The sequence below is a fragment of the Mesorhizobium sp. M1D.F.Ca.ET.231.01.1.1 genome (assembly GCF_003999155.2).
Lineage (GTDB): Bacteria > Pseudomonadota > Alphaproteobacteria > Rhizobiales > Rhizobiaceae > Mesorhizobium.
Window position 1 is genome coordinate 198,953 of sequence record NZ_RZOZ02000006.1, and the last position, 20,884, is coordinate 219,836.

22 protein-coding genes are annotated in these 20,884 nt (G+C 64.5%); 8 read left to right on the forward strand and 14 right to left on the reverse strand.

The annotated features are described in order from the left end of the window. The first annotated feature begins 15 nt into the window (after window positions 1-15). On the forward strand, window positions 16-705 hold the full coding sequence (locus EN874_RS18145) for an HAD family phosphatase (RefSeq protein ID WP_127426321.1): 690 nt from the start codon (window positions 16-18) through the stop codon (window positions 703-705). Between the two features lie 32 nt (window positions 706-737). Here EN874_RS18145 and EN874_RS18150 read toward each other — a convergent pair whose 3' ends face one another. Continuing rightward, window positions 738-1,478 (reverse strand): hypothetical protein, encoded by a 741-nt coding sequence (locus EN874_RS18150; protein ID WP_127426322.1) that lies wholly within the window; start codon window positions 1,476-1,478, stop codon window positions 738-740. Between the two features lie 129 nt (window positions 1,479-1,607). Between EN874_RS18150 and thrC the strand changes: the two genes are divergently transcribed. From thrC to EN874_RS18170, 4 genes are all read left to right on the forward strand, one after another. After that, the gene (gene thrC, locus EN874_RS18155) at window positions 1,608-3,005 is read left to right on the forward strand and encodes a threonine synthase (RefSeq protein WP_127426323.1); all 1,398 of its coding nucleotides are present in this window, start codon (window positions 1,608-1,610) and stop codon (window positions 3,003-3,005) included. A gap of 14 nt (window positions 3,006-3,019) precedes the next feature. Further along, window positions 3,020-4,312: a pitrilysin family protein gene (locus EN874_RS18160; RefSeq protein ID WP_127426324.1), complete on the forward strand. Its 1,293-nt coding sequence runs from the start codon at window positions 3,020-3,022 to the stop codon at window positions 4,310-4,312. Window positions 4,313-4,430: 118 nt separating this feature from the next. After that, the gene (locus EN874_RS18165; protein WP_127426325.1) at window positions 4,431-5,027 is read left to right on the forward strand and encodes a GNAT family protein; all 597 of its coding nucleotides are present in this window, start codon (window positions 4,431-4,433) and stop codon (window positions 5,025-5,027) included. Between the two features lie 3 nt (window positions 5,028-5,030). Next, on the forward strand, window positions 5,031-7,919 hold the full coding sequence (locus EN874_RS18170; protein ID WP_127426326.1) for an EAL domain-containing protein: 2,889 nt from the start codon (window positions 5,031-5,033) through the stop codon (window positions 7,917-7,919). Between the two features lie 249 nt (window positions 7,920-8,168). Here the strand turns inward: EN874_RS18170 and EN874_RS18175 are convergent, their stop codons facing one another. Then, on the reverse strand, window positions 8,169-8,777 hold the full coding sequence (locus EN874_RS18175; RefSeq protein WP_095813713.1) for a YqgE/AlgH family protein: 609 nt from the start codon (window positions 8,775-8,777) through the stop codon (window positions 8,169-8,171). 127 nt (window positions 8,778-8,904) lie between these two features. On the opposite strand from EN874_RS18175, the gene EN874_RS18180 reads away from it, so the two are divergent. The 3 genes from EN874_RS18180 (at window position 8,905) to EN874_RS18190 (ending at window position 10,806) form a co-directional block, all read left to right on the forward strand. Continuing rightward, window positions 8,905-9,711, forward strand: a complete 807-nt coding sequence (locus tag EN874_RS18180; RefSeq protein ID WP_127426327.1) for a protein-disulfide reductase DsbD domain-containing protein — start codon at window positions 8,905-8,907, stop codon at window positions 9,709-9,711. Window positions 9,712-9,847: 136 nt separating this feature from the next. Beyond that, window positions 9,848-10,330 (forward strand): peroxiredoxin, encoded by a 483-nt coding sequence (locus EN874_RS18185; RefSeq protein WP_127426328.1) that lies wholly within the window; start codon window positions 9,848-9,850, stop codon window positions 10,328-10,330. Further along, the gene (locus tag EN874_RS18190; protein ID WP_126085223.1) at window positions 10,330-10,806 is read left to right on the forward strand and encodes a DUF2938 domain-containing protein; all 477 of its coding nucleotides are present in this window, start codon (window positions 10,330-10,332) and stop codon (window positions 10,804-10,806) included. Before EN874_RS18185 ends, EN874_RS18190 begins: the two co-directional genes overlap by 1 nt. Here EN874_RS18190 and EN874_RS18195 read toward each other — a convergent pair whose 3' ends face one another. The 12 genes from EN874_RS18195 to coxB form a co-directional block, all read right to left on the reverse strand. Beyond that, on the reverse strand, window positions 10,807-11,388 hold the full coding sequence (locus EN874_RS18195) for a histidine phosphatase family protein (RefSeq protein ID WP_127426329.1): 582 nt from the start codon (window positions 11,386-11,388) through the stop codon (window positions 10,807-10,809). 42 nt (window positions 11,389-11,430) lie between these two features. Continuing rightward, a complete protein-coding gene (rnhA, locus tag EN874_RS18200) occupies window positions 11,431-11,964 on the reverse strand; it encodes a ribonuclease HI (protein ID WP_127426330.1) in 534 nt (177 codons plus the stop codon). Continuing rightward, window positions 11,961-12,923 carry a homoserine kinase gene (locus EN874_RS18205; protein ID WP_127426331.1) on the reverse strand — a complete coding sequence of 321 codons (963 nt, stop codon included), beginning with the start codon at window positions 12,921-12,923 and terminating at the stop codon, window positions 11,961-11,963. The genes rnhA and EN874_RS18205 overlap by 4 nt, the downstream gene beginning before the upstream one ends. Window positions 12,924-12,929: 6 nt before the next feature. Then, window positions 12,930-13,934, reverse strand: coding sequence for a 4-hydroxy-3-methylbut-2-enyl diphosphate reductase (gene ispH / locus EN874_RS18210; protein ID WP_127426332.1), 1,005 nt, complete (start codon window positions 13,932-13,934; stop codon window positions 12,930-12,932). 136 nt (window positions 13,935-14,070) lie between these two features. Then, a complete protein-coding gene (locus tag EN874_RS18215; RefSeq protein ID WP_168247525.1) occupies window positions 14,071-14,826 on the reverse strand; it encodes an SURF1 family protein in 756 nt (251 codons plus the stop codon). Then, window positions 14,823-15,239 (reverse strand): DUF983 domain-containing protein, encoded by a 417-nt coding sequence (locus EN874_RS18220; protein WP_127426333.1) that lies wholly within the window; start codon window positions 15,237-15,239, stop codon window positions 14,823-14,825. Before EN874_RS18220 ends, EN874_RS18215 begins: the two co-directional genes overlap by 4 nt. A gap of 83 nt (window positions 15,240-15,322) precedes the next feature. Next, window positions 15,323-16,204, reverse strand: coding sequence for a cytochrome c oxidase subunit 3 (locus EN874_RS18225; protein ID WP_127426334.1), 882 nt, complete (start codon window positions 16,202-16,204; stop codon window positions 15,323-15,325). A gap of 1 nt (window position 16,205) precedes the next feature. Further along, a complete protein-coding gene (locus EN874_RS18230) occupies window positions 16,206-16,832 on the reverse strand; it encodes a cytochrome c oxidase assembly protein (RefSeq protein ID WP_127426335.1) in 627 nt (208 codons plus the stop codon). Between the two features lie 7 nt (window positions 16,833-16,839). Then, window positions 16,840-17,022, reverse strand: coding sequence for a hypothetical protein (locus tag EN874_RS18235; protein WP_127426336.1), 183 nt, complete (start codon window positions 17,020-17,022; stop codon window positions 16,840-16,842). Continuing rightward, window positions 17,019-17,963, reverse strand: a complete 945-nt coding sequence (locus tag EN874_RS18240; protein ID WP_127426337.1) for a heme o synthase — start codon at window positions 17,961-17,963, stop codon at window positions 17,019-17,021. The genes EN874_RS18235 and EN874_RS18240 overlap by 4 nt, the downstream gene beginning before the upstream one ends. 74 nt (window positions 17,964-18,037) lie before the next feature. After that, window positions 18,038-19,687, reverse strand: coding sequence for a cytochrome c oxidase subunit I (ctaD, locus tag EN874_RS18245; RefSeq protein WP_127426338.1), 1,650 nt, complete (start codon window positions 19,685-19,687; stop codon window positions 18,038-18,040). Window positions 19,688-19,725: 38 nt separating this feature from the next. After that, a complete protein-coding gene (gene coxB, locus EN874_RS18250; protein ID WP_245513613.1) occupies window positions 19,726-20,598 on the reverse strand; it encodes a cytochrome c oxidase subunit II in 873 nt (290 codons plus the stop codon). Window positions 20,599-20,884: the final 286 nt, after the last annotated feature.

Sequence of the window (20,884 nt, forward strand, 5' to 3'; positions counted from 1 at the left end):
ACACTTTGGATTGCCATGCCCCAGCCAGACCTTGTCATCTTCGATTGCGACGGCGTGCTCGTCGATTCCGAAATCGTCGCCGCGCGCGTCGAGGCCGAGCTTCTGACATCGGCCGGATTCGAGATTTCGGCCGAAGAGATTTTCGAGTCCTATGCCGGGCTGACCTTCAAGGACATCATGCTGCGGCTGGAAGAGAAGTCCGACATTCCGTTCCAGGCCTCGCTGATCGACCGCGCCGAGGAGCTCGTCGACCGCAAGCTGCGCAGCGACGTGCGCGTCATCGACGGCGCCCGCGAGGCGGTGGCGGCGGTCACGGTGCCGCGCGCCGTCTGCTCCAATTCCCGCAAGGATCGGGTCGAGTTCATGCTGGACAAGATGCGCCTGCTGCCCTTCTTCGCCGGCCGTATCTTTTCCGGGCTCGACATCCCCAGCAAGAAGACCAAGCCGGCGCCGGACGTGTTCCTTTATGCGGCCGAACAGCTCGGCGCGAACCCAAAAAACACCTTCGTCATCGAGGATTCGGTGCACGGCATCACCGGCGCCAGGGCGGCCGGCATGCGCGTCATCGGCTTCACCGGCGCGGGACACAGCTATCCGGGCCATGCCGATGCGCTGACCGAGGCGGGCGCCGAGACGGTCATCCGCCGCTTCGCGGAACTCGGCAGCACGATCGCGGCGCTGTCGGAGTGGTCGGAAGACGCTTAGAGCCTGCCGTACGTCTGGCGCGACGAACGTGATCAGTTCGTCGCGGCGACGCGCTTCTTCCTCTTGCCCTTGGACTTGTCCGTCGCCGCCGGCGTGTTCTCGTCATAGCCGGCATAGGCCTGGTAATCCCGCGCGGTCGGCTCCGGCACCACGACATTGGCGTCGGTGAAGACGAACTGCGTGGCGGCCGACGGGTCGGTGACCTGCACCTGGTACTGGTGCAGCTGCGAATAGAGCACGTCGGGCCCGTGCTGGACCGCGACGCGGATCGGCATGGTGACAGTGCCCGGCGCGAACATCGGGCCAGGGACGACCTTGCCGGCGACCGCGATCTTCATCGTCAGCTGGCCGTTTTCGTGGGTGCAGTCGCGCGTCAGGTCGGTGATCGAGGCCTGGTAGACGATCTTGGCGGGATCGCGATTGGGATCGACCGGCGTTCCGTCCGGCCCGGTCTGCGCGGTCGCGGCGGCTGCCGACGCTTCCGCGTCTGCTGCGGCGTCAGCCTTCTTTTTCTTCGGCTTGGCGCCAGCGCCCTTGGCGTAGGTGTTGAAGAAGGCGGTACCGTCGCGCAGCGTCACCTTCGGGCAGTAGGCGCGCAGCTGGCTGGCCAGCACTTTCGGATCCTGCGGCGGCGGCGGCGCGGTCGGATCCTTCTTGCCGAAGCCGAAGTCCAGGATGCCGTTGTCGCTGGATTGGCAGCCGGCGGCGGCAAGCATAAAGCCGGCAAGCGCCAGACCCGCGACAAAACGACGGTTGACCGAATTAAACGCCATAAACTGCTCTTCCCTCTCACAAAGCCGGTGACGTATATCAACGCCGCGGCGAAAATGCGACTGAGCCGGTTCGCAAAATTAACCAATTTGTCGTGGATGACGCGGCCGGCAGCAAATGGACTGTTAGCGATGCAATATGTGAGTACCCGCGGGGATGCGCCCGTGCTTGGATTTTCCGACGCGGTGCTGGCCGGGCTGGCGCGCGACGGCGGGCTTTACGTGCCGCGCGAATGGCCGCAGTTCTCGGCCGCCGACATCCGTGCCATGCGCGGGCTTGCTTATCCCGACCTTGCCATCCGCGTCCTGACGCCCTTCCTCGGCGGCGAGATCGCCGCGCCCGTCTTCGAGCGGCTGGTGCGCGAGGCCTATGCGACTTTCCGGCACGACGCGGTCTGCCCTCTGGTGCAGACCGGCACGAACACCTTCGTCCTCGAGCTGTTCCACGGCCCGACGCTCGCCTTCAAGGACGTGGCGATGCAGCTACTGGCGCGGCTGATGGACCATGTGCTTGCCGAACGCGACCAGCGCGCCACCATCGTCGGCGCCACCTCCGGCGATACCGGGGGTGCCGCAATCGACGCTTTCGCCGGCCGCGATCGCACCGACATCTTCATCCTTTTCCCCAATGGCAAGGTCTCGCCGGTGCAGCAGCGGCAGATGACGACGTCGAGCGCGGCCAACGTCCATGCGCTGTCGATCGAAGGCAATTTCGACGACTGCCAGGGCCTGCTGAAGGACATGTTCAATGATCACGCCTTCCGCGACAGGGTGTCGCTGTCGGGCGTCAATTCGATCAACTGGGCCCGCATCATGGCCCAGATCGTCTATTATTTCTCCTCCGCGCTGGCGCTCGGCGCACCCGAACGGCCGCTGTCCTTCACCGTGCCGACCGGCAATTTTGGCGACATTTTCGCCGGTTACGCCGCCAAGCGCATGGGGCTGCCGGTCGAACGGCTGATCATCGCCACCAACGACAACGACATATTGGCGCGCACATTGTCGAGCGGCGAATACCGTACCAAGGGCGTGTTCGCCACCACCTCGCCATCGATGGATATCCAGGTGTCGTCGAACTTCGAGCGCCTGCTGTTCGAGGCTGCAGGCCGCGATGCCGCCGCGGTCAGGCGCTACATGAACGGGCTCAAGCAATCCGGCGCCTTCACCATCGAAGCAGGCGAAATGGCCAGGATCCGCGCGGAGTTCGACGCTGGCCGCGCCAGCGTCGAGGAGGTTGCCGCAACCATCCGCCAGACGCTCGAAGCGAGCAGCTACCTGCTCGATCCGCACACGGCGGCCGCCGTGCACGTAGCCGCCGGCCAGCCGTCTGGCGCCGTGCCCATGGTGGTGCTGGGCACCGCGCATCCGGCCAAGTTCCCGGCAGCGGTAGAGGCCGCCAGCGGCGTTGCCCCGGCGCTCCCCTCATGGCTTGCCGGCTTGATGACAGCCGACGAAAAGTACACCATACTTCCATCCGAGCTGAAAATGGTGGAAGATTACGTGAGCCGCCACACGCGGGCGGCCCGTTAGGGAGTAGTTGCCATATGGGTGTTGAGGTAAGCCGTCTGTCGAACGGCCTGACAGTCGCCACCGAAACCCTTCCAAGCCTCGAATCCGTTGCCCTTGGCGCCTGGGTCAAGTCAGGCGCCCGCAACGAACGCGAAGAAGAGCATGGCATGGCCCATCTGCTCGAGCACATGGCGTTCAAGGGAACCAAGCGGCGCAGCGCCTTCGAGATCGCCTCGGAAATCGAGAATGTCGGCGGCGAGATCAACGCCGCCACCAGCGTCGAGACGACGTCCTACTATGCCAGGGTGCTCTCCGACGATGTGCCGCTGGCGGTCGATATCCTGGCCGACATCCTGCAGGAATCGGAATTCGATCCCGAGGAACTGGAGCGTGAGCAGCATGTGATTCTGCAAGAGATCGGCGCCGCGCACGACACGCCCGACGACATCGTCTTCGACCGCTTCACCGAAACCGCCTTCCGCCACCAGACCATCGGCCGCTCGATCCTCGGCACGCCGGAGACGGTCAAATCCTTCACTTCGAAGCAGCTGCACGATTTCATCGAACGGCAATACGGCGCCGAGCGCATGGTGATCGTGGCGGCCGGCGACATCAAGCACGACAATTTCGTGCGCGAGGTCGAAAAGCAGCTCGGCGGCTTTCGCGCCAAGGCCGACAGCAGCATTCCGCAATATGCGCAATATGTCGGCGGCGACTTCCGCGAGGACCGCGACCTGATGGATGCGCAGATCGTGCTCGGCTTCGAGGGCCGCGCCTACCATGTGCGCGACTTCTACGCCTCGCAGGTGCTGTCGATGATCCTCGGCGGCGGCATGTCGTCGAGGCTGTTCCAGGAGGTGCGCGAGAAGCGCGGCCTGTGCTACTCGGTCTATGCCTTCCACTGGGGCTTCTCCGACACCGGCATTTTCGGCGTGCATGCCGCGACCGGGCAGAGCGATATCGCCAAGCTGGTGCCGGTCATCATCGACGAACTGCAGAAGGCCGGCGAAAGCATCCAGCAGGAAGAGCTCGACCGGGCACGCGCGCAATATCGCGCCGGCCTCATCATGTCGGCCGAGAGCCCGGCAAGCCGCGCCTCGCAGATCGCCAGGCAATTGCTCCTGTTCGGCCGGCCGATCGCCAAGGAGGAGTTGATGGAGCGGCTGGCGGCGCTGACCGTCGAGCGGCTGACCGACCTCTCGTCGCGGCTGTTCTCGACCAAGCCGACGCTGACCGCCGTCGGCCCCGTAGGCACGCTGGCGCCCTACGAAGCGATCCTCGAATCGCTTGCGGGTCCGCAGACGACGGCCCGCAGGCTCGCCGTCTAACCCTAAGCAGGTTCCGCAAAAGTGTCCCACGGTTTTGCGATCGGCACCTGCGAAAAACCAGGGAATCTAAGCAGATATTCGTGGGGCATCCCACGAATATCAGCTTAGAACAAGCGCCGTGTTCGCGCTCCCTTTCTTTCGCCGCGACCTGCCGGCACTGAAGGGTGAAAAGGTCACGCTGCGCGTGCCGCTGACCAACGACTACCGCGAGTGGTCGACACTGCGTGGCGAAAGCCGCGCCTTCCTCGAGCCCTGGGAGCCGCGCTGGCAGCCGGACGAGCTCGACCGCACCGCCTGGCGGCTTCGCATCGGCCGCTACCGCGAGGACTATGCGCAAGGCACGGCCATCGCTTTCTTCATCTTCGAGAAGTCGAGCGGCAAGCTCGCCGGCGGCATCACGCTCGGCAACATCCGCCACGGCGTCGCGCAAAGCGGCCATATCGGCTACTGGATCGGCGAACGCTACGGCGGCCGCGGCCTGATGACCGAAGCGGTCAGGCTGGTGTCGCGTTTTGCCTTCGATACGCTGAGGTTGCACCGGATCGAGGCTGCCTGTATTCCCGACAACGCCCGGTCGATCCGCGTGCTTGAAAAAGCCGGATTCCGGCGCGAAGGACTTCTGCGATCCTATCTCAGGATCAACGGCATCTGGCAGGATCACTACCTCTACGCCCGGATCGCGGACGATCCGCCGGGTGATGGAACGAAGGGCTGATATGTGACGAATTTTCCGCGAATCGCGTCGCTGTTCGCCCTCATCCTGGCGGTCGTCGTCACGCTCTCGGCAGCCGCGCCGGCGCTAGCCGTCGAGCCGATCAAGATCGCCCGCGATGACAAGGCGCTCGACCTTTCGGGCGCCCTCGAGATCTACCCGAACCAGGGCGAGAATTTCCAGGTCTCCACCGCGCCCGGCCCCGATGGCATCGTGCGGCGCATCGAGGTCGAGGCCAAGGACGCGCGCTCGACCGGCGACTGGGCGGTGTTCGCGCTCGCCAACACCACCGACCAGCAGCTCGACCGACTGATCGTCGCGCCGCATTTCCGCCTGGTGAATTCCGGCATCTTCTGGCCGGATCTCGGCTCGACGCGCATCGCGGCGATCACGCCCAGCGAAGGCTTCGCGCTCGACCGCCAGACCAGCCCCGACGCCGACGTCTTCCGGGTGACGCTGAACCCCGGCACGGTGGTCACATTCGTGGCCGAGCTTGCCTCGCCGAAGCTGCCCCAGGTCTATCTGTGGGAGCCGGAATCCTACAAGGACTCGGTCAATTCCTACACGCTGTTCCGCGGCATCGTCATCGGCATCGCCGGGCTTCTGGCGCTGTTCCTGACCATCCTGTTCGTGGTCAAGGGAACCTCGATGTTCCCGGCCACCGCCGCCCTCGCCTGGGCGGTGCTCGCCTATATCTGCGTCGATTTCGGCTTCCTCAACAAGGTCATCGAGATTTCACCCGGCAATGAGCAGATGTGGCGGGCCGGAACCGAGGTGGCTTTGGCCGCGACCTTCGTGGTGTTCCTGTTCGCCTATCTCAACCTCAACCGGTGGCACGGCCATTTCAGCTATGGCGCGCTGGTCTGGATCCTCGGACTGCTGCTCATTGCCGGCGTGGCAATCGTCGATCCGGCGGTCGCCGCCGGCATCGCCCGCATCTCGTTCGCGGCAACCGCCCTCACCGGCCTCGGCCTCATCATCTTCCTCGGCATTCGCGGCTATGACCGCGCGATCATGCTGGTGCCGAGTTGGGTGATGGTCTTGCTCTGGCTATGCGGGTCGTGGATGGCGATCACCGGGATGCTGGACAACGATATCGCCCAGCCGGCGCTGGGCGGCGGCCTGATCCTGATCATCCTGTTGATCGGCTTCACCGTCATGCAGCACGCCTTTGCCGGCGGCGCGCTGCACCAGGGCCTGTTCTCCGACCTAGAGCGCCAGGCGCTCGCGGTCGCCGGATCGGGCGACACCGTGTGGGACTGGGACGTGCTGCGCGACCGCGTGGTGACCAAGCCCGACATCAGCCTGCAGCTCGGCCTCGCCCCCAACAGCCTGTCGGGCGCGGCCCGCAACTGGCTGCCGGTGCTGCATGCCGACGACCGCGACACGTTCCGCACGACGCTCGACGTGGTGCTGGAGCACCGCCGCGGCCGGGTGGCGCAGAATTTCCGCCTGCGCGGCGCCGACGGCCATTATCACTGGTTCTCGCTGAGGGCGCGGCCAGTGATCGGCTCGGACGGCGAAGTGATCCGCTGCGTCGGCACGATGGTCGACGTCACCGAGCAGAAGAAGTCCGAGGAAAGGCTGCTGCACGACGCCGTGCACGACAACCTCACCGGCCTGCCGAACCGCGAGCTGTTCATGAACCGGCTGGAGGCGATCATCTCGATCGCCCGCACCGAGGACAAGGTGCGCCCGACGGTCTTCGTCATCGACATCGACCGCTTCAAGCAGGTCAATGACGGGCTCGGCATTTCCGCCGGCGACACCATCCTGCTCACCATCGCGCGCCGGCTGCACCGTCTGCTGAAGCCCAAGGATTCGCTGTCGCGCTTTGCCGGCGACCAGTTCGCGCTGATGCTGCTGTCGGAGCAGGACCCCGCCCGCATCGCCGCCATGGCCGACGCCATCAAGCATGCGATCAACAACCCGATCACCTTCGCCAAGCGCGAGATCGTGCTCACCGCTTCGATCGGCCTGATCACCTGGACGACGGCGCAGACCTCGTCCGAGGACATGGTCAAGGACGCCGAGCTTGCCATGCACCAGGCAAAGCGTTTCGGCGGCGACAGGATCGAGCCGTTCCGGCCGGCCTTCCGCACCGTCGGCACCGACCGGCTGCAGTTCGAATCCGACCTTCGCCGCGCCATCGAGCGGCGCGAGTTCACGCTCGCCTACCAGCCGATCGTACGGCTGGAGGACGGCAGCGTCGCCGGCTTCGAGGCGCTGTTGCGCTGGGACCATCCCAGGCGCGGCATGATCCCGCCGGGGGATTTCATCCCGGTGGCCGAAAATTGCGGCCTGATCGTGCAGCTCGGTCTGTTCGCCATGCAGCAGGCGGCCGAGGATCTCGCCACCTGGCAGAAACAGATCGGCGACGCGCCGCTGTCGGTTTCGGTCAATCTCTCCAGTCGGCAGCTCATCCGCCGCGACCTCGTCAGCGACGTCCGCTCGGTCATCGCGCGCGCCAATCTGAAGCCGCGCTGCTTCCGGCTCGAGCTCACCGAATCCCTGGTGATGGACAATCCCGAGCAGACCGCGCATGTGCTGACCAAGCTCAAACAGCTCGGCATCGGGCTGTCGCTCGACGATTTCGGCACCGGCTATTCCTCGCTGTCCTATCTGACGCGCTTCCCCTTCGACACGATCAAGATCGACAAGAGCTTCGTCGACGACGCCACGCCGAAGCGGGCGGTGCTGCTCAAATCGATGGTCAACATGGCGCATGAGCTCGGCCTGTCGGTCGTGGCCGAGGGCATCTCGGACGAAAGCGACGCGCTGGAGCTGCGCCAGATGGGCTGCGAATATGTCCAGAGCTTCATGTTCGGTGCGCCTATGCCCGGCGACCAGGTGCTGAAGACGCTGAGGGAGCAGTACCCGCTGACGCAGGCTTAGAGGCCCATCGTTTCGTCATCCTCGGGCTTGACCCGAGGATCCATGCCGTGACGTTAAGGCGTTGAAAACGGTGCAAAATTCTGCACCGTTGCACTCTTTGGTCGATGTAATGGCATGGATCCTAGGGTCTGCGCGCGTCGCCTCGCTCCTTGCTCCGCCCTAGGATGACGACCGTGGCGGGCGGTTCGGCCAATCTCCGACGTTTGCGATGATCCGATGCAACAAGATTCCCGCAGGCGAAGGCGAGGCCTAGGCGTGGCCGGCGGCGGCACTGAGATGGGCGAGATCGATGCCGATCGAGGCAAGGATGCGGTCGTATTTGCGCTCGATGTCGGCGTCGAACAGCAGTTCGGGCGTCGCCGGACAGGTCAGCCAGCCATTCTCGGCGATCTCGCTTTCGAGCTGGCCGGCGCCCCAGCCGGAATAGCCGAGCGCCATCAGCGCATGACGCGGCCCGCGGCCCGTCGAGATGGCGCGCAGAATGTCGACGGTGGCGGTCAGGCAGATGTCGTCGGAGACGTTGAGCGAGGATTCCACACGATAGTCGCCGGAATGCAGCACGAAGCCGCGACTGCGGTCGACCGGCCCGCCATTGCGCACGACGAAGTCGCGCGCATGCGCCGGCAGGCGGATCGCTTCCTGCTCGTTCACGATGCCAAGCTGCACCAGAAGGTCCGGGAACAGCATCTGCTGCGTCTGGTTGATGATCAGGCCCATGGCGCCCTCGTCGCTGTGGGCGCAGATATAGATGACCGAGCGCGTGAAACGGTCGTCCTTCATGCCGGGCATGGCAATCAGGAACTGATCGTCGAGAAAGCCGCGGCCGGCCGCCTTCTTTTTGTGGCGCAACAAGTCCATAACGTTGAGCGTAACCCGTTTCCGCCGCGCCGAAAAGATGGTGAGGCTGCCGGATGTCACGCAAATATGATACCGGCAGGGACATGAAACCATTGCGCGGCCAAGAACGGGCGATCAAATCACCGCCATGCGACACCTGAACATTGCGGCGCTGGGCGCCGTCATCGGCCTGGGAGCGGGCCTGCCGGCCGAGGCATCGTCCTCGGCGTGGTACAACAGCGAAGGCGGCAAGGTACGGCTGGTGACCAGCGGCAAGCCTGACGAGGCCGGCAAGATCCACGGCGTGCTCGACATTGCGCTCAAGCCCGGCTGGAAAACCTACTGGCGCGACCCCGGCGACGCCGGCGTGCCGCCGCAGATCGACATTACGACCAGCACCAACATCGCCGACGCAAGGCTGTCGTTCCCGCCGCCGCAGCGGCACGACGACGGCTACGGAAAGTGGGCCGGTTACGACCGCCCCGTGTCGCTGCCGGTGACCTTCACGCTGTCGTCGCCCGACCAGCCGGCGACGATCGACGCCAACGTCTTCCTTGGCATATGCGAGACGATTTGCATTCCGGTGCAGACCCGGCTCAGCGTCGATCCGGCGTCCGAACCGGACAACGCTGTCGACGCGGCGCTGGTGAAAACGGCGCTTGCAACGCTGCCCTCGCCGGCGCGGCCCGATTTCGGCATCCGCGTGCTGCCCGGCGACCACGAGACCCTTATCGTCGAGGCGCGCTCCCCGGGCGATCCGGATTCGGTCGATTTCTTCATCGCCGGCGAGCGCGACTACATGTTCGGCGCGCCGATGCGCAGCGAAAAGGACGGCAAGCTTGTCTTCACCGTGCCGATCCTCGACCGGCCGTCGGCGACGCCTACGGGTGGCGGGCTGTACTACACGCTGACCAGCGCCGAGGGCGCGGTGGACGGAATGCTGCCTTTCCCTTGATCCAGCCCCTCCTGGAGCCGCAATTGCGGTCGGAAAACCGCCGGGCAGTTTTCCTGCAATTCTTCTGAATGGTTGCGGGAACCCGCCCAGTCCGATACGCAGGCACAGATCCTTCCAATCCCCAAGCGAGGAATCCATGACCATTTCGGTTGGCGAAAAACTGCCCGAAGCGACCTTCAAGGTGATGACCGCCGACGGCGCCAAGCCGGTGACCGGCGCTGAAATCTTCGCCGGCAAGAAGGTCGTGCTGTTCGGCGTTCCCGGCGCCTTCACGCCGACCTGCAGCAACAACCATTTGCCGGGTTATCTGGAGAACCACGACGCCATCCTGGCGCGCGGCGTCGACACCATCGCGGTCGTTTCGGTCAACGACGTCCATGTCATGGGCGCCTGGGCGCGCTTCACCGGCGGCGAAGGCAAGATCCTTTATCTGGCCGACGGCAGCGCCGACTTCGCCAAGTCGGTCGGCCTCGACAACGATCTTTCCGCGAGCGGCATGGGGCTGCGCTCGAAGCGCTTTTCGATGATCGTCGAGGACGGCAAGGTCACGGCGATCAATGTCGAAACCAAGCCGGGTGTCGACGAGAGCGGCGCGGCCAAGATCCTCGAGCAGCTCTGATGCTCGATATCGCCTGGCGCGCCGTCGCGATCGGCATCGGCGCCACGGTCTTCATGGACGTCTGGGCGATCGTGCTCAACAAGGCGTTCGGCCTGCCCAGGCCGAATTGGGGCCTGGTCGGCCGCTGGGTCCGGCACCTGCCGGAGAAGGTCTTCCACGACGATATCGGCCGGGCCGCGCCCTATGCACATGAAAAGGCGCTGGGCTGGGCGTTCCACTATCTGGTCGGCATCCTCTACGGCGTGATCCTGGTCGTGCTCGCGGGCGCGGGCTGGCTTGCCGCGCCGACCTTCCTGCCGGCCTTCATCCTCGGCATTGTCACCGTCGGCGCCGGCTGGTTCCTGCTGGCGCCCGGCATGGGCGCCGGCTGGGCGGCGTCCAAACTGCCCAACCCGATGCTGGTTCGCACGCTCAACCTCGTCTCGCACACGGTCTTCGCGGTCGGCCTGTTTTCGACGGCGCTGCTGCTCCGGTAGTCAGCGCGGCTGGCTGTCGATCGGCCGCCATCCATGGATGACTTGTCGTGCGCCGATATCGTAGGCGAAGTAATTGCCGCCGCCCGCCGGCTGATCGGCCTCGCGGCTGATTTCCTGCGCGCTCAAATGGAGCAGCAAAAGGGTTCCTACTCCGCCATGGCCCACGAAAGCGATGTCATCGCCTTCATTGGTTGTGAGCGCGATTTCGACTTCGCCCGCGATACGATTTTGGGCATCGACAGCTCGCTCCCATCCGCGAACGCTGACGTGCGGATTGGCGAAGAACTGATCCGCGATCGCTTCGAATTCCGGCGGCGGCAGAAAGCCGGTTGCCGACCGATCATTCTCATGCATCCGTCCCCTCACCTCGACGGCAAGACGGAGATGCCTTGCCAGGATTTCGGCGGTTTCGGTCGCCTTGCGTTCACCCGACGATACGATGCGCCGGATCGACCCGACCCAGGGCTGATCGAGCATTGCAGAGGCTCTCGCCCTGCCGATGTCGGATAGCCCCCACTCCGGCACTGGAATGTCGGCGTCGATCTGAACCTGGGGGTGCGTGATGTAGTAGGCGATCGGCACGACTGAGCTCCTCCGGTCAGAGAGCTGGCCCCTTTGCGGAGATCAATAGCTCTGGGTCGAGCGTCGGGGCGCGGGCTTCCTGGCCGGAGCGCCTTCCGGCTTCGGCGCAGCCACAACCGGTGCTGGCCGCGCTTGCTTCGGCTTGAACGGCGCCATGCCTTGCCTTGCCAGTTCGTCGGCGCGCTCGTTTTCCGGATGGCCGGCATGGCCCTTCACCCAGTGCCAGGTGACCTTGTGGCGCCGGTTGGCGTCGTCGAGCGCCTGCCAGAGCTCACCGTTCTTGACCGGCTTCCTGTCGCCGGTCTTCCAGCCGTTCTTCTTCCAGCCATGGATCCATTTGGAGATGCCGTCCATGACGTATTTGCTGTCGGTATAAAGATCGACCGTGCAGGGTTCCTTCAGGGCATTGAGCGCGGTGATGGCGGCAAGCAGTTCCATGCGGTTGTTGGTGGTCTCCGCCTCGCCGCCCGACAGCTCCTTGGTGATGCCGTTGTAGCGCAACACAGCGCCCCAGCCGCCTGGGCCGGGATTGCCCGAGCAGGCGCCGTCAGTGAAGATCTCGATCTCTTTGTTCATATCAGCCCGTATTCGGATGGCGATCTGATGGCGCGGTGGAAGCGCATGCGGCGGATGTATTCGGTCGGATCGCGCTTCATCACCAGGCCGGCGTTGGGGATGGTCAGCCAGTCATAGAGCCTTGTCAGCATGAAGCGCAGCGCCGAGCCGCGCGCCAGCATCGGCAGCGCCGCCTTCTCGCCGCCTTCGAGCGGCCGCACCGACTGGTAGCCGGCAAGCAGCGCCGTGCCCTTGGTGAGGTTGAAGGAAAAGTCCTTCTCGAAGCACCAGGCGTTGAGGCAGGTGGCGACATCGTAGGCGTAGAGGTCGTCGCAGGCGAAATAGAAGTCGATCAGGCCCGACAGTTTTTCGCCGAGGAAGAAGACATTGTCCGGGAAGAGATCGGCATGGATGATGCCCTGCGGCAGGTCGACCGGCCAGTTGCGCTCGAATTCGGCAAAGTCTGCGTCGACCTCGGCCGCCAGGCCCGGTTCGACCTCGTCGGCGCGGTCGCGCGACGCGGCCCAGAGCTTGCGCCAGCCGTCGATGGCAAGCGCGTTCGGCCGCTGCATCGGGAAATCCCGGCCGGCGAGATGGAGCGCGGCCAGCGCCTTGCCGACCTCGCCGCAATGCGCCGCCGTCGGGCGCCTGAGCGACAGGCCTTCGAGGAAGGTGATGATGACGGCGGGCCGGCCGGCGAGCGTGCCGATGACGGTGCCGTCATGCGCGGTGACCGGAAGCGGACAGGAAATGCCTTTCCGCGCGAGATGGCCCATCAGGCCGAGGAAAAACGGCAGATCGGCCTTGTCGACGCGCTTCTCGTAGAGCGTCAGGATGTAGGAGCCGGTGGAGGCGTGGACGAGAAAATTCGAGTTCTCGGTGCCCTCGGCGATGCCCTTGTAGGACAGGAGCTCGCCCACCGGATAGGCTTTCAGGAATGCGCTCAGCTCGTTTTCGTTGACGTCGGTGTAGACGGCCATCTGGGTTTACGCGGCTCCGTTGACGAAGGCCATGTCGGCCGCCGTCAGTTCGACATCGCGCAACACCCGCATCACCGGAAAATCCTCCGTTTCGGTGGCCGTGATGGCCAGATCGATGGTGACGTCGAAGCGCTGCCGGAAAGCGTCGATGATCTCGTCGACGATGATTTCCGGCGCCGAGGCGCCGGCCGACAGGCCGAGCGTCGAAATCTCGCCGATCTCATCCCATGGAATTTCGGCAGCCCGCTGCACGAGAAGCGACATCGCAGCCCCGGCGCGCTCCGCCACCTCGACAAGGCGCCGCGAGTTCGACGAGTTCGGCGCGCCGACGACGAGGAAGAGGTCGGCGCCGGCAGCCGTTTCCTTCACCGCCTCCTGGCGGTTGGTGGTGGCATAGCAGATCGATTCGGCCGCCGCGGCGTGAAGCTGCGGGAAGCGCTCCTGCAGCGCCCGGATGATGCCGGCGGTGTCCTCGACCGACAATGTGGTCTGGGTGACGAAGCCAAGCGTCGCCGGGTCCGCCGGCACGAAGGTTGCCGCATCCGCCTCGGTCTCGATCAGGGTCACCGCGCCCTCCGGCAACTGCCCCATCGTGCCGATCACCTCCGGGTGGCCGGCATGGCCGATCAAAAGCACGTGGCGGCCGAGCCGCTGATGGCGCATCGCCTGCTTGTGCACCTTCGACACCAGCGGACAAGTGGCGTCGAGATAGAAGAGGTGGCGCGCCTCGGCGTCGGCCGGCACCGATTTCGGCACGCCATGCGCGGAAAAGACGACCGGCGACTGACGATGCTCGGGTGGGATCTCGGACAATTCCTCGATGAACACCGCGCCCAGGCTCTGCAATCCTTCGACGACATAGCGGTTGTGCACGATCTCGTGGCGGACATAGACCGGCGCGCCGTATTTCTTCAGCGCCAGCACGACAATCTGGATGGCGCGGTCGACACCGGCGCAGAAGCCGCGCGGCTGGCAGAGCCTGATCGTCAGCGGTGGCTTTTTCTCAATCATCAAAACGGGCCGGTTCAGTCGGAAGCTATCTGTTTGTTTTGACGCAATTCCGGACGGAAAACCGCTCACACTTTTCCTGGAATTGCTCAAGGGCGAAATGAGGCGTGCAGCCCTGCCCTGTCAAGAGCGGCCGCGCTCAACCTTCCTTCGCCGGGCGGCGGAGCCTCAGGATCAGCACCGCGGCAAGGGCGGCGGCCAGGCCATACCAGGTGACGGCATATTGCAGGTGGTTGTTCGGCAGATCGATGATGGTAACGCCGCCGACCGGCAGACCGCCGGGATTGGGCGTCCTGTCGGCATCGATGAAGAACGGCACCAGCCCGGCGCCTGCCGTCAGGCCGGCGCTCGAAGCCATGACGTCGCGGTCCTTCCAGTAGAAGATGTTCTTGGCGACATCGTTGTCGGGCAGCATCATCGAAGGTTTTTCCGGGAGCGGATTGCGGGCAAGCCCGGTCACCGTCACCTTGCCGGCGACCTCGCCCTGCCGGCGCTTGGCCGGATCCTTGAGATCGTAGGGGACGAAGCCGCGATTGACGAGCACGAAGCGGCCGTCTTCGAGCTGCAGGGGCGTGTAGACGTTGAAGCCGGTATCGCCTTCCCAGGTGGAGAAGAAATGCCGCTCGCCCTGATGCAGGAACGTGCCGGTCACCGTCACCGGCGTGTAGTCGACATCGCCGGAAGTGGCGAATTCCTTCTCGACATCGGCCAGCGGCAGGGGCGCCGCATGCGTGCGCCTGTCGATGGTCTCGAGCAGCCCTTCCTTCCAGTGGAGCCGCTGGACCTGCCAGGTGCCGAGGCCCAGAAGGATGACGAACAGGACGAGGCCAAGGCCAAGCAGCAACGCCGAGCGCGGCCGCGAAGGGCCGGCAATCGAACCGGTCGCTCCGCTCATTGGCGGCTGTCCAGCCTGCCTTCCGCAGCCTTCTTCGAATATTGCAGGGTGATCAGCACGCCCTTGATCAGGCGCAGCGCCGTCAGGCACAGTACCAGCGCCAAGGGTATCCACAATATGAAATGCAACCAGAGCGGCGGGCTCAGCGTCACTTCCATCCACAGCGCCAGGCCGACGACGATGAAGCCGATGATAAGGATGACGAAGACGGCCGGACCGTCGCCGGCATCGGCGAAGGAATAGTCGAGGCCGCAATTGTAGCAGCGCTTGCCGACGGTGAGGAAACCGGAGAACAGCTTGCCCTCGCCGCAGCGCGGGCAATGGCCATGCAGCCCGGCCGAGATCGGGTCGATGGGCGGCCAGATCGCCTTGTCTTCGATTGCCCTGGCTTCAATGGCCTTGTCTTCGCTCATGTCCGCACCGTACCCCCTTTCGCCCGAAAAGATAAGGCGGCCACGTCGCCGCAGCCGCCTTTTGGGATTCCGAAGCCGTCGATTTAATGGGCTTCGATCAACGCGCCATTGGAGGCCCAGACATAGATGCAGCTGAACAGGAACAGCCAGACCACGTCGACGAAGTGCCAGTACCAGGCAGCCGCCTCGAAGCCGAAATGCTGCTTCGGGGTAAAGTCGCCGCGCATCGCGCGCACCAGGCAGACGAGCAGGAAGATGGTGCCGATGATGACGTGGAAGCCGTGGAAGCCGGTGGCCATGAAGAAGGTGGCGCCGTAGATGGAATCCTTGAAGGCGAACGGCGCGTGCATGTACTCGTAGGCCTGCACCATGGTGAACAGCATGCCAAGGCCGACGGTCAGCACCAGGCCATTGATCAGGCCCTTGCGGTCGCCGTGAAGGAGCGAGTGGTGCGCCCAGGTCACCGTCGTGCCCGACGTGAGCAGGATGATGGTGTTGTAGAGCGGCAGGTGGAAGGGATCGAGAACCTCCAGGCCCTTCGGCGGCCAGACGCCGCCGGTGAAGGTGGTGCGGGCATATTGCGCGGCTTCGCCGGGGAACAGGCTGGCGTCGAAGAAGGCCCAGAACCAGGCGACGAAGAACATCACCTCGGAGGCGATGAACATGATCATGCCGTAGCGCAGGTGCAGCGACACGACACGCGTGTGGTGGCCCTCATGCGCTTCCTTGATGGTGTCCGACCACCAGGCGAACATCGTGTAAAGCACGATGATCAGGCCGATGAAGAACAGCCACGGATTGGCGATGTTGTGGCCGAAGACCGGGAAGTTTCCGGCCTTCAGATACTGCATCAGGCAGACGCCGCCGATGGCCGTGACCAGCGCGCCGATCGAGCCCAGGAAAGGCCAGGGGCTGGGATTGACGAGATGGTAGTCGTGGTTCGGTTTTGCGTGCGCGTCTGCCATATCAACCCCCGAGGCTTGCTTCGGACTCTGGAACTTTGTTGCTGTTTTTGCCAGCAGCCGGCGCGGACGACGCGACCGGCTGTTTCTTTTCGACCGGGAACATCGTGTAGGACAGGGTGATGGTCTTCAAGTCCTTCAGTTCCGGCACGTTGACGATGTCTGGATCGACATAGAACACGACCGGCATGTCCAGCGTCTCGCCGGGCTTCAGCGTCGTGTCGGTGAAGCAGAAGCACTCCACCTTGTTGAAATAGGCGCCCGCCATTTCCGGCTGCACGTTGAAGGAAGCGCGGCCGGTGATGGGGCGGTCGAACTTGTTGGTGGCGCTGTAGTGCGCCTGCGTGGTCTCGCCGATCTTGATCGTCACTGAGCGGGCGACGGGCTCGAACTGCCACGGAATGCCGTTGGTGTTGGCGTCGAAGCGGATGGTGATGTCACGGTCGAGCACGCGGCCGGCATATTGCTTCTCGGCGCGCTGCGTCGTGCCGCCATAACCGGTGACCTGGCAGAACATCTTGTAGAGCGGCACCGCCGCATAGGCCATGCCGACCATGCCGGTGAAGAACGCCAGGCAGACCGCCACAACGATGCGGTTGCTGTTCCTGAGGGGTCTGGTCTCGACGCTCATCGCGGCCTCACATCAAATTCGTGGGCATCACGCCCGAAGCGTGATGGCCGAAGCGCACGATGGTGGCGATGTAGAAGATGATGACGAGCGCGGCGAGCGCCACGCCGATGGCGACGGAGCGGTTTCGCCGCGCCTTCCGCTGGCGTTCGGTCAAGGTGACCAGTTCGAGGTTCTTGTCGGCCATGATCATGCTCCCCCCATGAGGAGGGCGCGCCCGACCACGCTGTCGACGAGATAGGCGGCGAAGATTGCAAAGAGATAGAGCAGCGAATAGCCGAACAGCGCCTTGGCCGGCTTCATCGCGCGGTCGTCGTCGCTCATGCCCAGCACCTTCCAGGCATACCAGACGAAGCCCAGGCCGAGCGCCAGGGAGACGGCGCCATAAGCGGCGGTGGTGTAGCCGAGCAGCCAGGGCAGCACGCCGACCGGCGCCAGGATCAGCGCATAGGCAAAGATCTGGCGGCGGGTCGAGGCCGGGCCGGCGACGTTCGGCATCATCGGGATGCCGGCGCGGGCGTAGTCGTCCGACTTGAACAGCGCCAGGGCCCAGAAATGCGGCGGCGTCCACAGGAAGATGATCAGGAACAGGATCAGGCTTTCGAGGCTGACCGATCCGGTCACCGCGGCCCAGCCGATCACCGGCGGGATGGCGCCGGCGGCGCCGCCGATGACGATGTTCTGCGGCGTCCAGCGCTTCAGCCACATCGTGTAGACGACGGCGTAGAAGAAGATGGTGAAGGCAAGAAGGGCCGCCGACAGCCAGTTGATGAGCACGCCCAGCGTCATCACCGACAGCGCCGACAGCACCAGGCCGAAGCTCAGCGCCTCGCCCGGCGTGACGCGTCCGGCCGGGACCGGACGGCCGGCGGTTCTTGTCATCACCGCGTCGATGTCGGCGTCGTACCACATGTTGAGCGCGCCCGACGCGCCGGCGCCGATCGCGATCGCCAGGATGGCGATCACCGCCAGCAGCGGATTGATGGCGACCGGCGCCGCGACCATGCCGACAAAGGCCGTGAAGACGACTAGCGACATGACGCGCGGCTTGAGGAGAGCGAAGAAATCGCCCGCGGTGGCTTCCGACATGCGAAAGCCAACTTCCTCCATCAATTTGTGGTCGGCAAGGGCCATGCGTACTTAAAGTCCATCATTCCGTTGGCCAAGACCGCCGGCTCGCCGGCGGCCTCGTATTTCGGGCAGCCGCCTTACTTGATCTTCGGCAGCTGTTCCCACTGGTGGAACGGCGGCGGCGAAGGCAGCTGCCATTCGAGCGTGGTGGCACCCTCGCCCCACGGATTGGCGCCGGCGACCCGCTTCTTCTGGAAGGCCTCGAACACGCCATAAAGGAAGATCGCAACGCCGACGGCCGCGATGTATGAGCCGTAGGACGAGACCATGTTCCAGCCGGCGAACGCGTCCGGGTAGTCGACGGTACGGCGCGGCATGCCGGCGAGACCGAGGAAGTGCTGCGGGAAGAAGATCAGGTTGACGCCGACGAAGGTGACCCAGAAGTGGGTGTTGGCGATCACCGGCGAGTACATGTAGCCGGTCATCTTCGGGAACCAGTAATACCAGCCGGCGAAGATGGCGAACACCGCGCCCAGCGACAGCACGTAGTGGAAGTGGGCGATCACGAAATAGGTGTCGTGCAGCGAGCGGTCGAGGCCGGCATTGGCCAGCTGGACGCCGGTGACGCCACCGATCGTGAACAGGAAGATGAAGCCCAGCGCCCACAGCATCGGCGGCTTGAAGGAGATCGAGCCGCCCCACATGGTGGCGATCCAGGAGAAGATCTTCACGCCGGTCGGCACCGCGATGACCATGGTGGCGAACACGAAATAGCGCTGCGTGTCGAGCGACAGGCCGGTCGTGTACATGTGGTGCGCCCAGACGATGAAGCCGACGGCGCCGATCGCGACCATGGCGTAGGCCATGCCGAGATAGCCGAAGACAGGCTTCTTCGAGAAGGTCGAGACGATGTGGCTGATGATGCCGAAGCCCGGCAGGATCAGGATGTACACCTCGGGGTGGCCGAAGAACCAGAATAGGTGCTGGAAGAGCAGCGGATCACCGCCATTGTCCGGCACGAAGAAGGAGGTGCCGAAGTTGCGGTCGGTGAGCAGCATGGTGATGGCGCCCGCCAGAACCGGCAGCGACAGGAGAAGCAGGAAGGCCGTGATCAGCACCGCCCAGGCGAACAGCGGCATCTTGTGCATGGTCATGCCGGGCGCGCGCATGTTGAAGATGGTGGTGATGAAGTTGATCGCGCCGAGGATCGACGAGGCGCCGGCGATGTGGATCGACAGGATCGCGAGGTCCATCGCGGGACCAGGCTGGCCGGAGGTCGAGAGCGGCGGATAGATCGTCCAACCGCCGCCGACGCCGAAAGCGCCGGGCGCGCTCGGCACGAACATCGAGGAAAGCAGCAGGATGAAGGCCGGCGGCAGCAGCCAGAAGGAGATGTTGTTCATGCGCGGGAAGGCCATGTCCGGCGCGCCGATCATGATCGGCACCATCCAGTTGGCGAAGCCGCCGATCAGGGCCGGCATCACCATGAAGAAGATCATGATCAGGCCATGCGCGGCGCCGAAGGCGTTGTACATGCTCTTGCCGCCGTCGATGGCGGCGTCGCCCTGCATGCCGTAGACCATCTGCGCCAGACCGCTGAAGATCTGGATGCCCGGCTCCTGCAGCTCCATGCGGATGGCGACCGAAAGCGCGCCGCCGATAATGCCGGCGATGATCGCGAAGATCAGGTAGAGCGTGCCGATGTCCTTGTGGTTGGTCGAATACACCCAGCGGACCCAGCCATGCGGCCTGTGGTCGTGGTGCTCGTGAGCTGCAGCCTCTGCCATATTCCGCTCCGTTCCCTAAATCTTGCTAACCCGCGGCGTCAGTTGCCGGCGGCCGCTACCTTGTTGGTGCCATCGATCTCGGCCATCAGCGCCTTGTTGGCGGCAGGCACATCGGTCTTGGCCGTCTCCAGCCAGGTCTTGAACTGCGCATCGGAAACCACGCGAACCGCGATCGGCATGAAGGCGTGATCCTTGCCGCACAGCTGCGAGCACTGACCGTAGTAGAGGCCTTCCTTCTCGGCCTTGAACCAGGTCTCGTTGGTACGACCCGGCACGGCGTCCATCTTGATGCCGAAGGACGGCACGGCGAAGGAGTGGATGACGTCGGTGGCGGTGATCAGCACGCGGGTCATGGTATTGACCGGCACCACCAGCTCGTTGTCGACGGCAAGCAGGCGCGGATAGAGAGCGCGGTCTTCCTTGCCGGCCTTGGCGCGGTCACCATCCTGAAGGATCGCCGAGTTGAAGGAGAAGCTCTTGTCGATCTGGTATTCGTAGTCCCAGTTCCACTGGTTGCCGGTCGCCTTGACGGTGAGCTTGGCTTCTTCCGGCGGCGTGTACTGCGCGGTGAGCAGCTGGAACGAGGGAATGGCGATGAGCAGCAGGACGATGACCGGCCCGACCGTCCAGATGACCTCGATCAGCGTGTTGTGGCTGGTCCGCGAGGGCAACGGGTTGGCGCTCGCGCGGAACCGCAGGATGCAATAGGCGAGCAGGACCAGCACCAGAAGGGTGATCACCACAATGAACACAAACGTGTAGTTCCCGAACCATTCGATCTGCCGCATCATCTCGGTCGCGGGCGCCTGGAAGGCGGTTTCCCATGGCCGCGGCTGATCAGCATAGGCGGACGTGCCGGAGAGGAGCGCGCCTGCGGCCGCAGCACCTGCCAGAAGTCTGGCGCCTGCCATGAATTTTCTCATCGCCCTCTCGTCTCCCACTTCCTGCGATCGGATCGCACCAATAACGAACGACGCCGGGATTGGGAATCCCGGTCTGTCCTAAGGTGGTTCAAACCATACTCTATTTCCCTCCGCAAGGAAGGAGCGGGCTAAACCGTGCGGCATTTTTGCGCGCAGCCCGAAGGGCATCCCCGGCCGTCGAGGCAGTGCGTGCCGGACGGTCGCAATTCGGGCGAATTTGCTCTGGAAAAGCGCGTAATTGCCGGTATCTGGGCGGGCCGGCGACGGTCTCGTC

Coding starts and splice junctions, on each gene's coding strand:
- EN874_RS18145 (WP_127426321.1), top strand. CDS start 16: ATGCCCCAGCCAGACCTTGTCATCTTCGATTGCGACGGCGTGCTCGTC.
- EN874_RS18150 (WP_127426322.1), bottom strand. CDS start 1,478: ATGGCGTTTAATTCGGTCAACCGTCGTTTTGTCGCGGGTCTGGCGCTT.
- thrC (WP_127426323.1), top strand. CDS start 1,608: ATGCAATATGTGAGTACCCGCGGGGATGCGCCCGTGCTTGGATTTTCC.
- EN874_RS18160 (WP_127426324.1), top strand. CDS start 3,020: ATGGGTGTTGAGGTAAGCCGTCTGTCGAACGGCCTGACAGTCGCCACC.
- EN874_RS18175 (WP_095813713.1), bottom strand. CDS start 8,777: ATGGACTTGTTGCGCCACAAAAAGAAGGCGGCCGGCCGCGGCTTTCTC.
- EN874_RS18180 (WP_127426327.1), top strand. CDS start 8,905: ATGCGACACCTGAACATTGCGGCGCTGGGCGCCGTCATCGGCCTGGGA.
- EN874_RS18185 (WP_127426328.1), top strand. CDS start 9,848: ATGACCATTTCGGTTGGCGAAAAACTGCCCGAAGCGACCTTCAAGGTG.
- EN874_RS18190 (WP_126085223.1), top strand. CDS start 10,330: ATGCTCGATATCGCCTGGCGCGCCGTCGCGATCGGCATCGGCGCCACG.
- rnhA (WP_127426330.1), bottom strand. CDS start 11,964: ATGAACAAAGAGATCGAGATCTTCACTGACGGCGCCTGCTCGGGCAAT.
- EN874_RS18205 (WP_127426331.1), bottom strand. CDS start 12,923: ATGGCCGTCTACACCGACGTCAACGAAAACGAGCTGAGCGCATTCCTG.
- ispH (WP_127426332.1), bottom strand. CDS start 13,934: ATGATTGAGAAAAAGCCACCGCTGACGATCAGGCTCTGCCAGCCGCGC.
- EN874_RS18215 (WP_168247525.1), bottom strand. CDS start 14,826: ATGAGCGGAGCGACCGGTTCGATTGCCGGCCCTTCGCGGCCGCGCTCG.
- EN874_RS18220 (WP_127426333.1), bottom strand. CDS start 15,239: ATGAGCGAAGACAAGGCCATTGAAGCCAGGGCAATCGAAGACAAGGCG.
- EN874_RS18225 (WP_127426334.1), bottom strand. CDS start 16,204: ATGGCAGACGCGCACGCAAAACCGAACCACGACTACCATCTCGTCAAT.
- EN874_RS18230 (WP_127426335.1), bottom strand. CDS start 16,832: ATGAGCGTCGAGACCAGACCCCTCAGGAACAGCAACCGCATCGTTGTG.
- EN874_RS18235 (WP_127426336.1), bottom strand. CDS start 17,022: ATGATCATGGCCGACAAGAACCTCGAACTGGTCACCTTGACCGAACGC.
- EN874_RS18240 (WP_127426337.1), bottom strand. CDS start 17,963: ATGGCCCTTGCCGACCACAAATTGATGGAGGAAGTTGGCTTTCGCATG.
- ctaD (WP_127426338.1), bottom strand. CDS start 19,687: ATGGCAGAGGCTGCAGCTCACGAGCACCACGACCACAGGCCGCATGGC.
- coxB (WP_245513613.1), bottom strand. CDS start 20,598: ATGGCAGGCGCCAGACTTCTGGCAGGTGCTGCGGCCGCAGGCGCGCTC.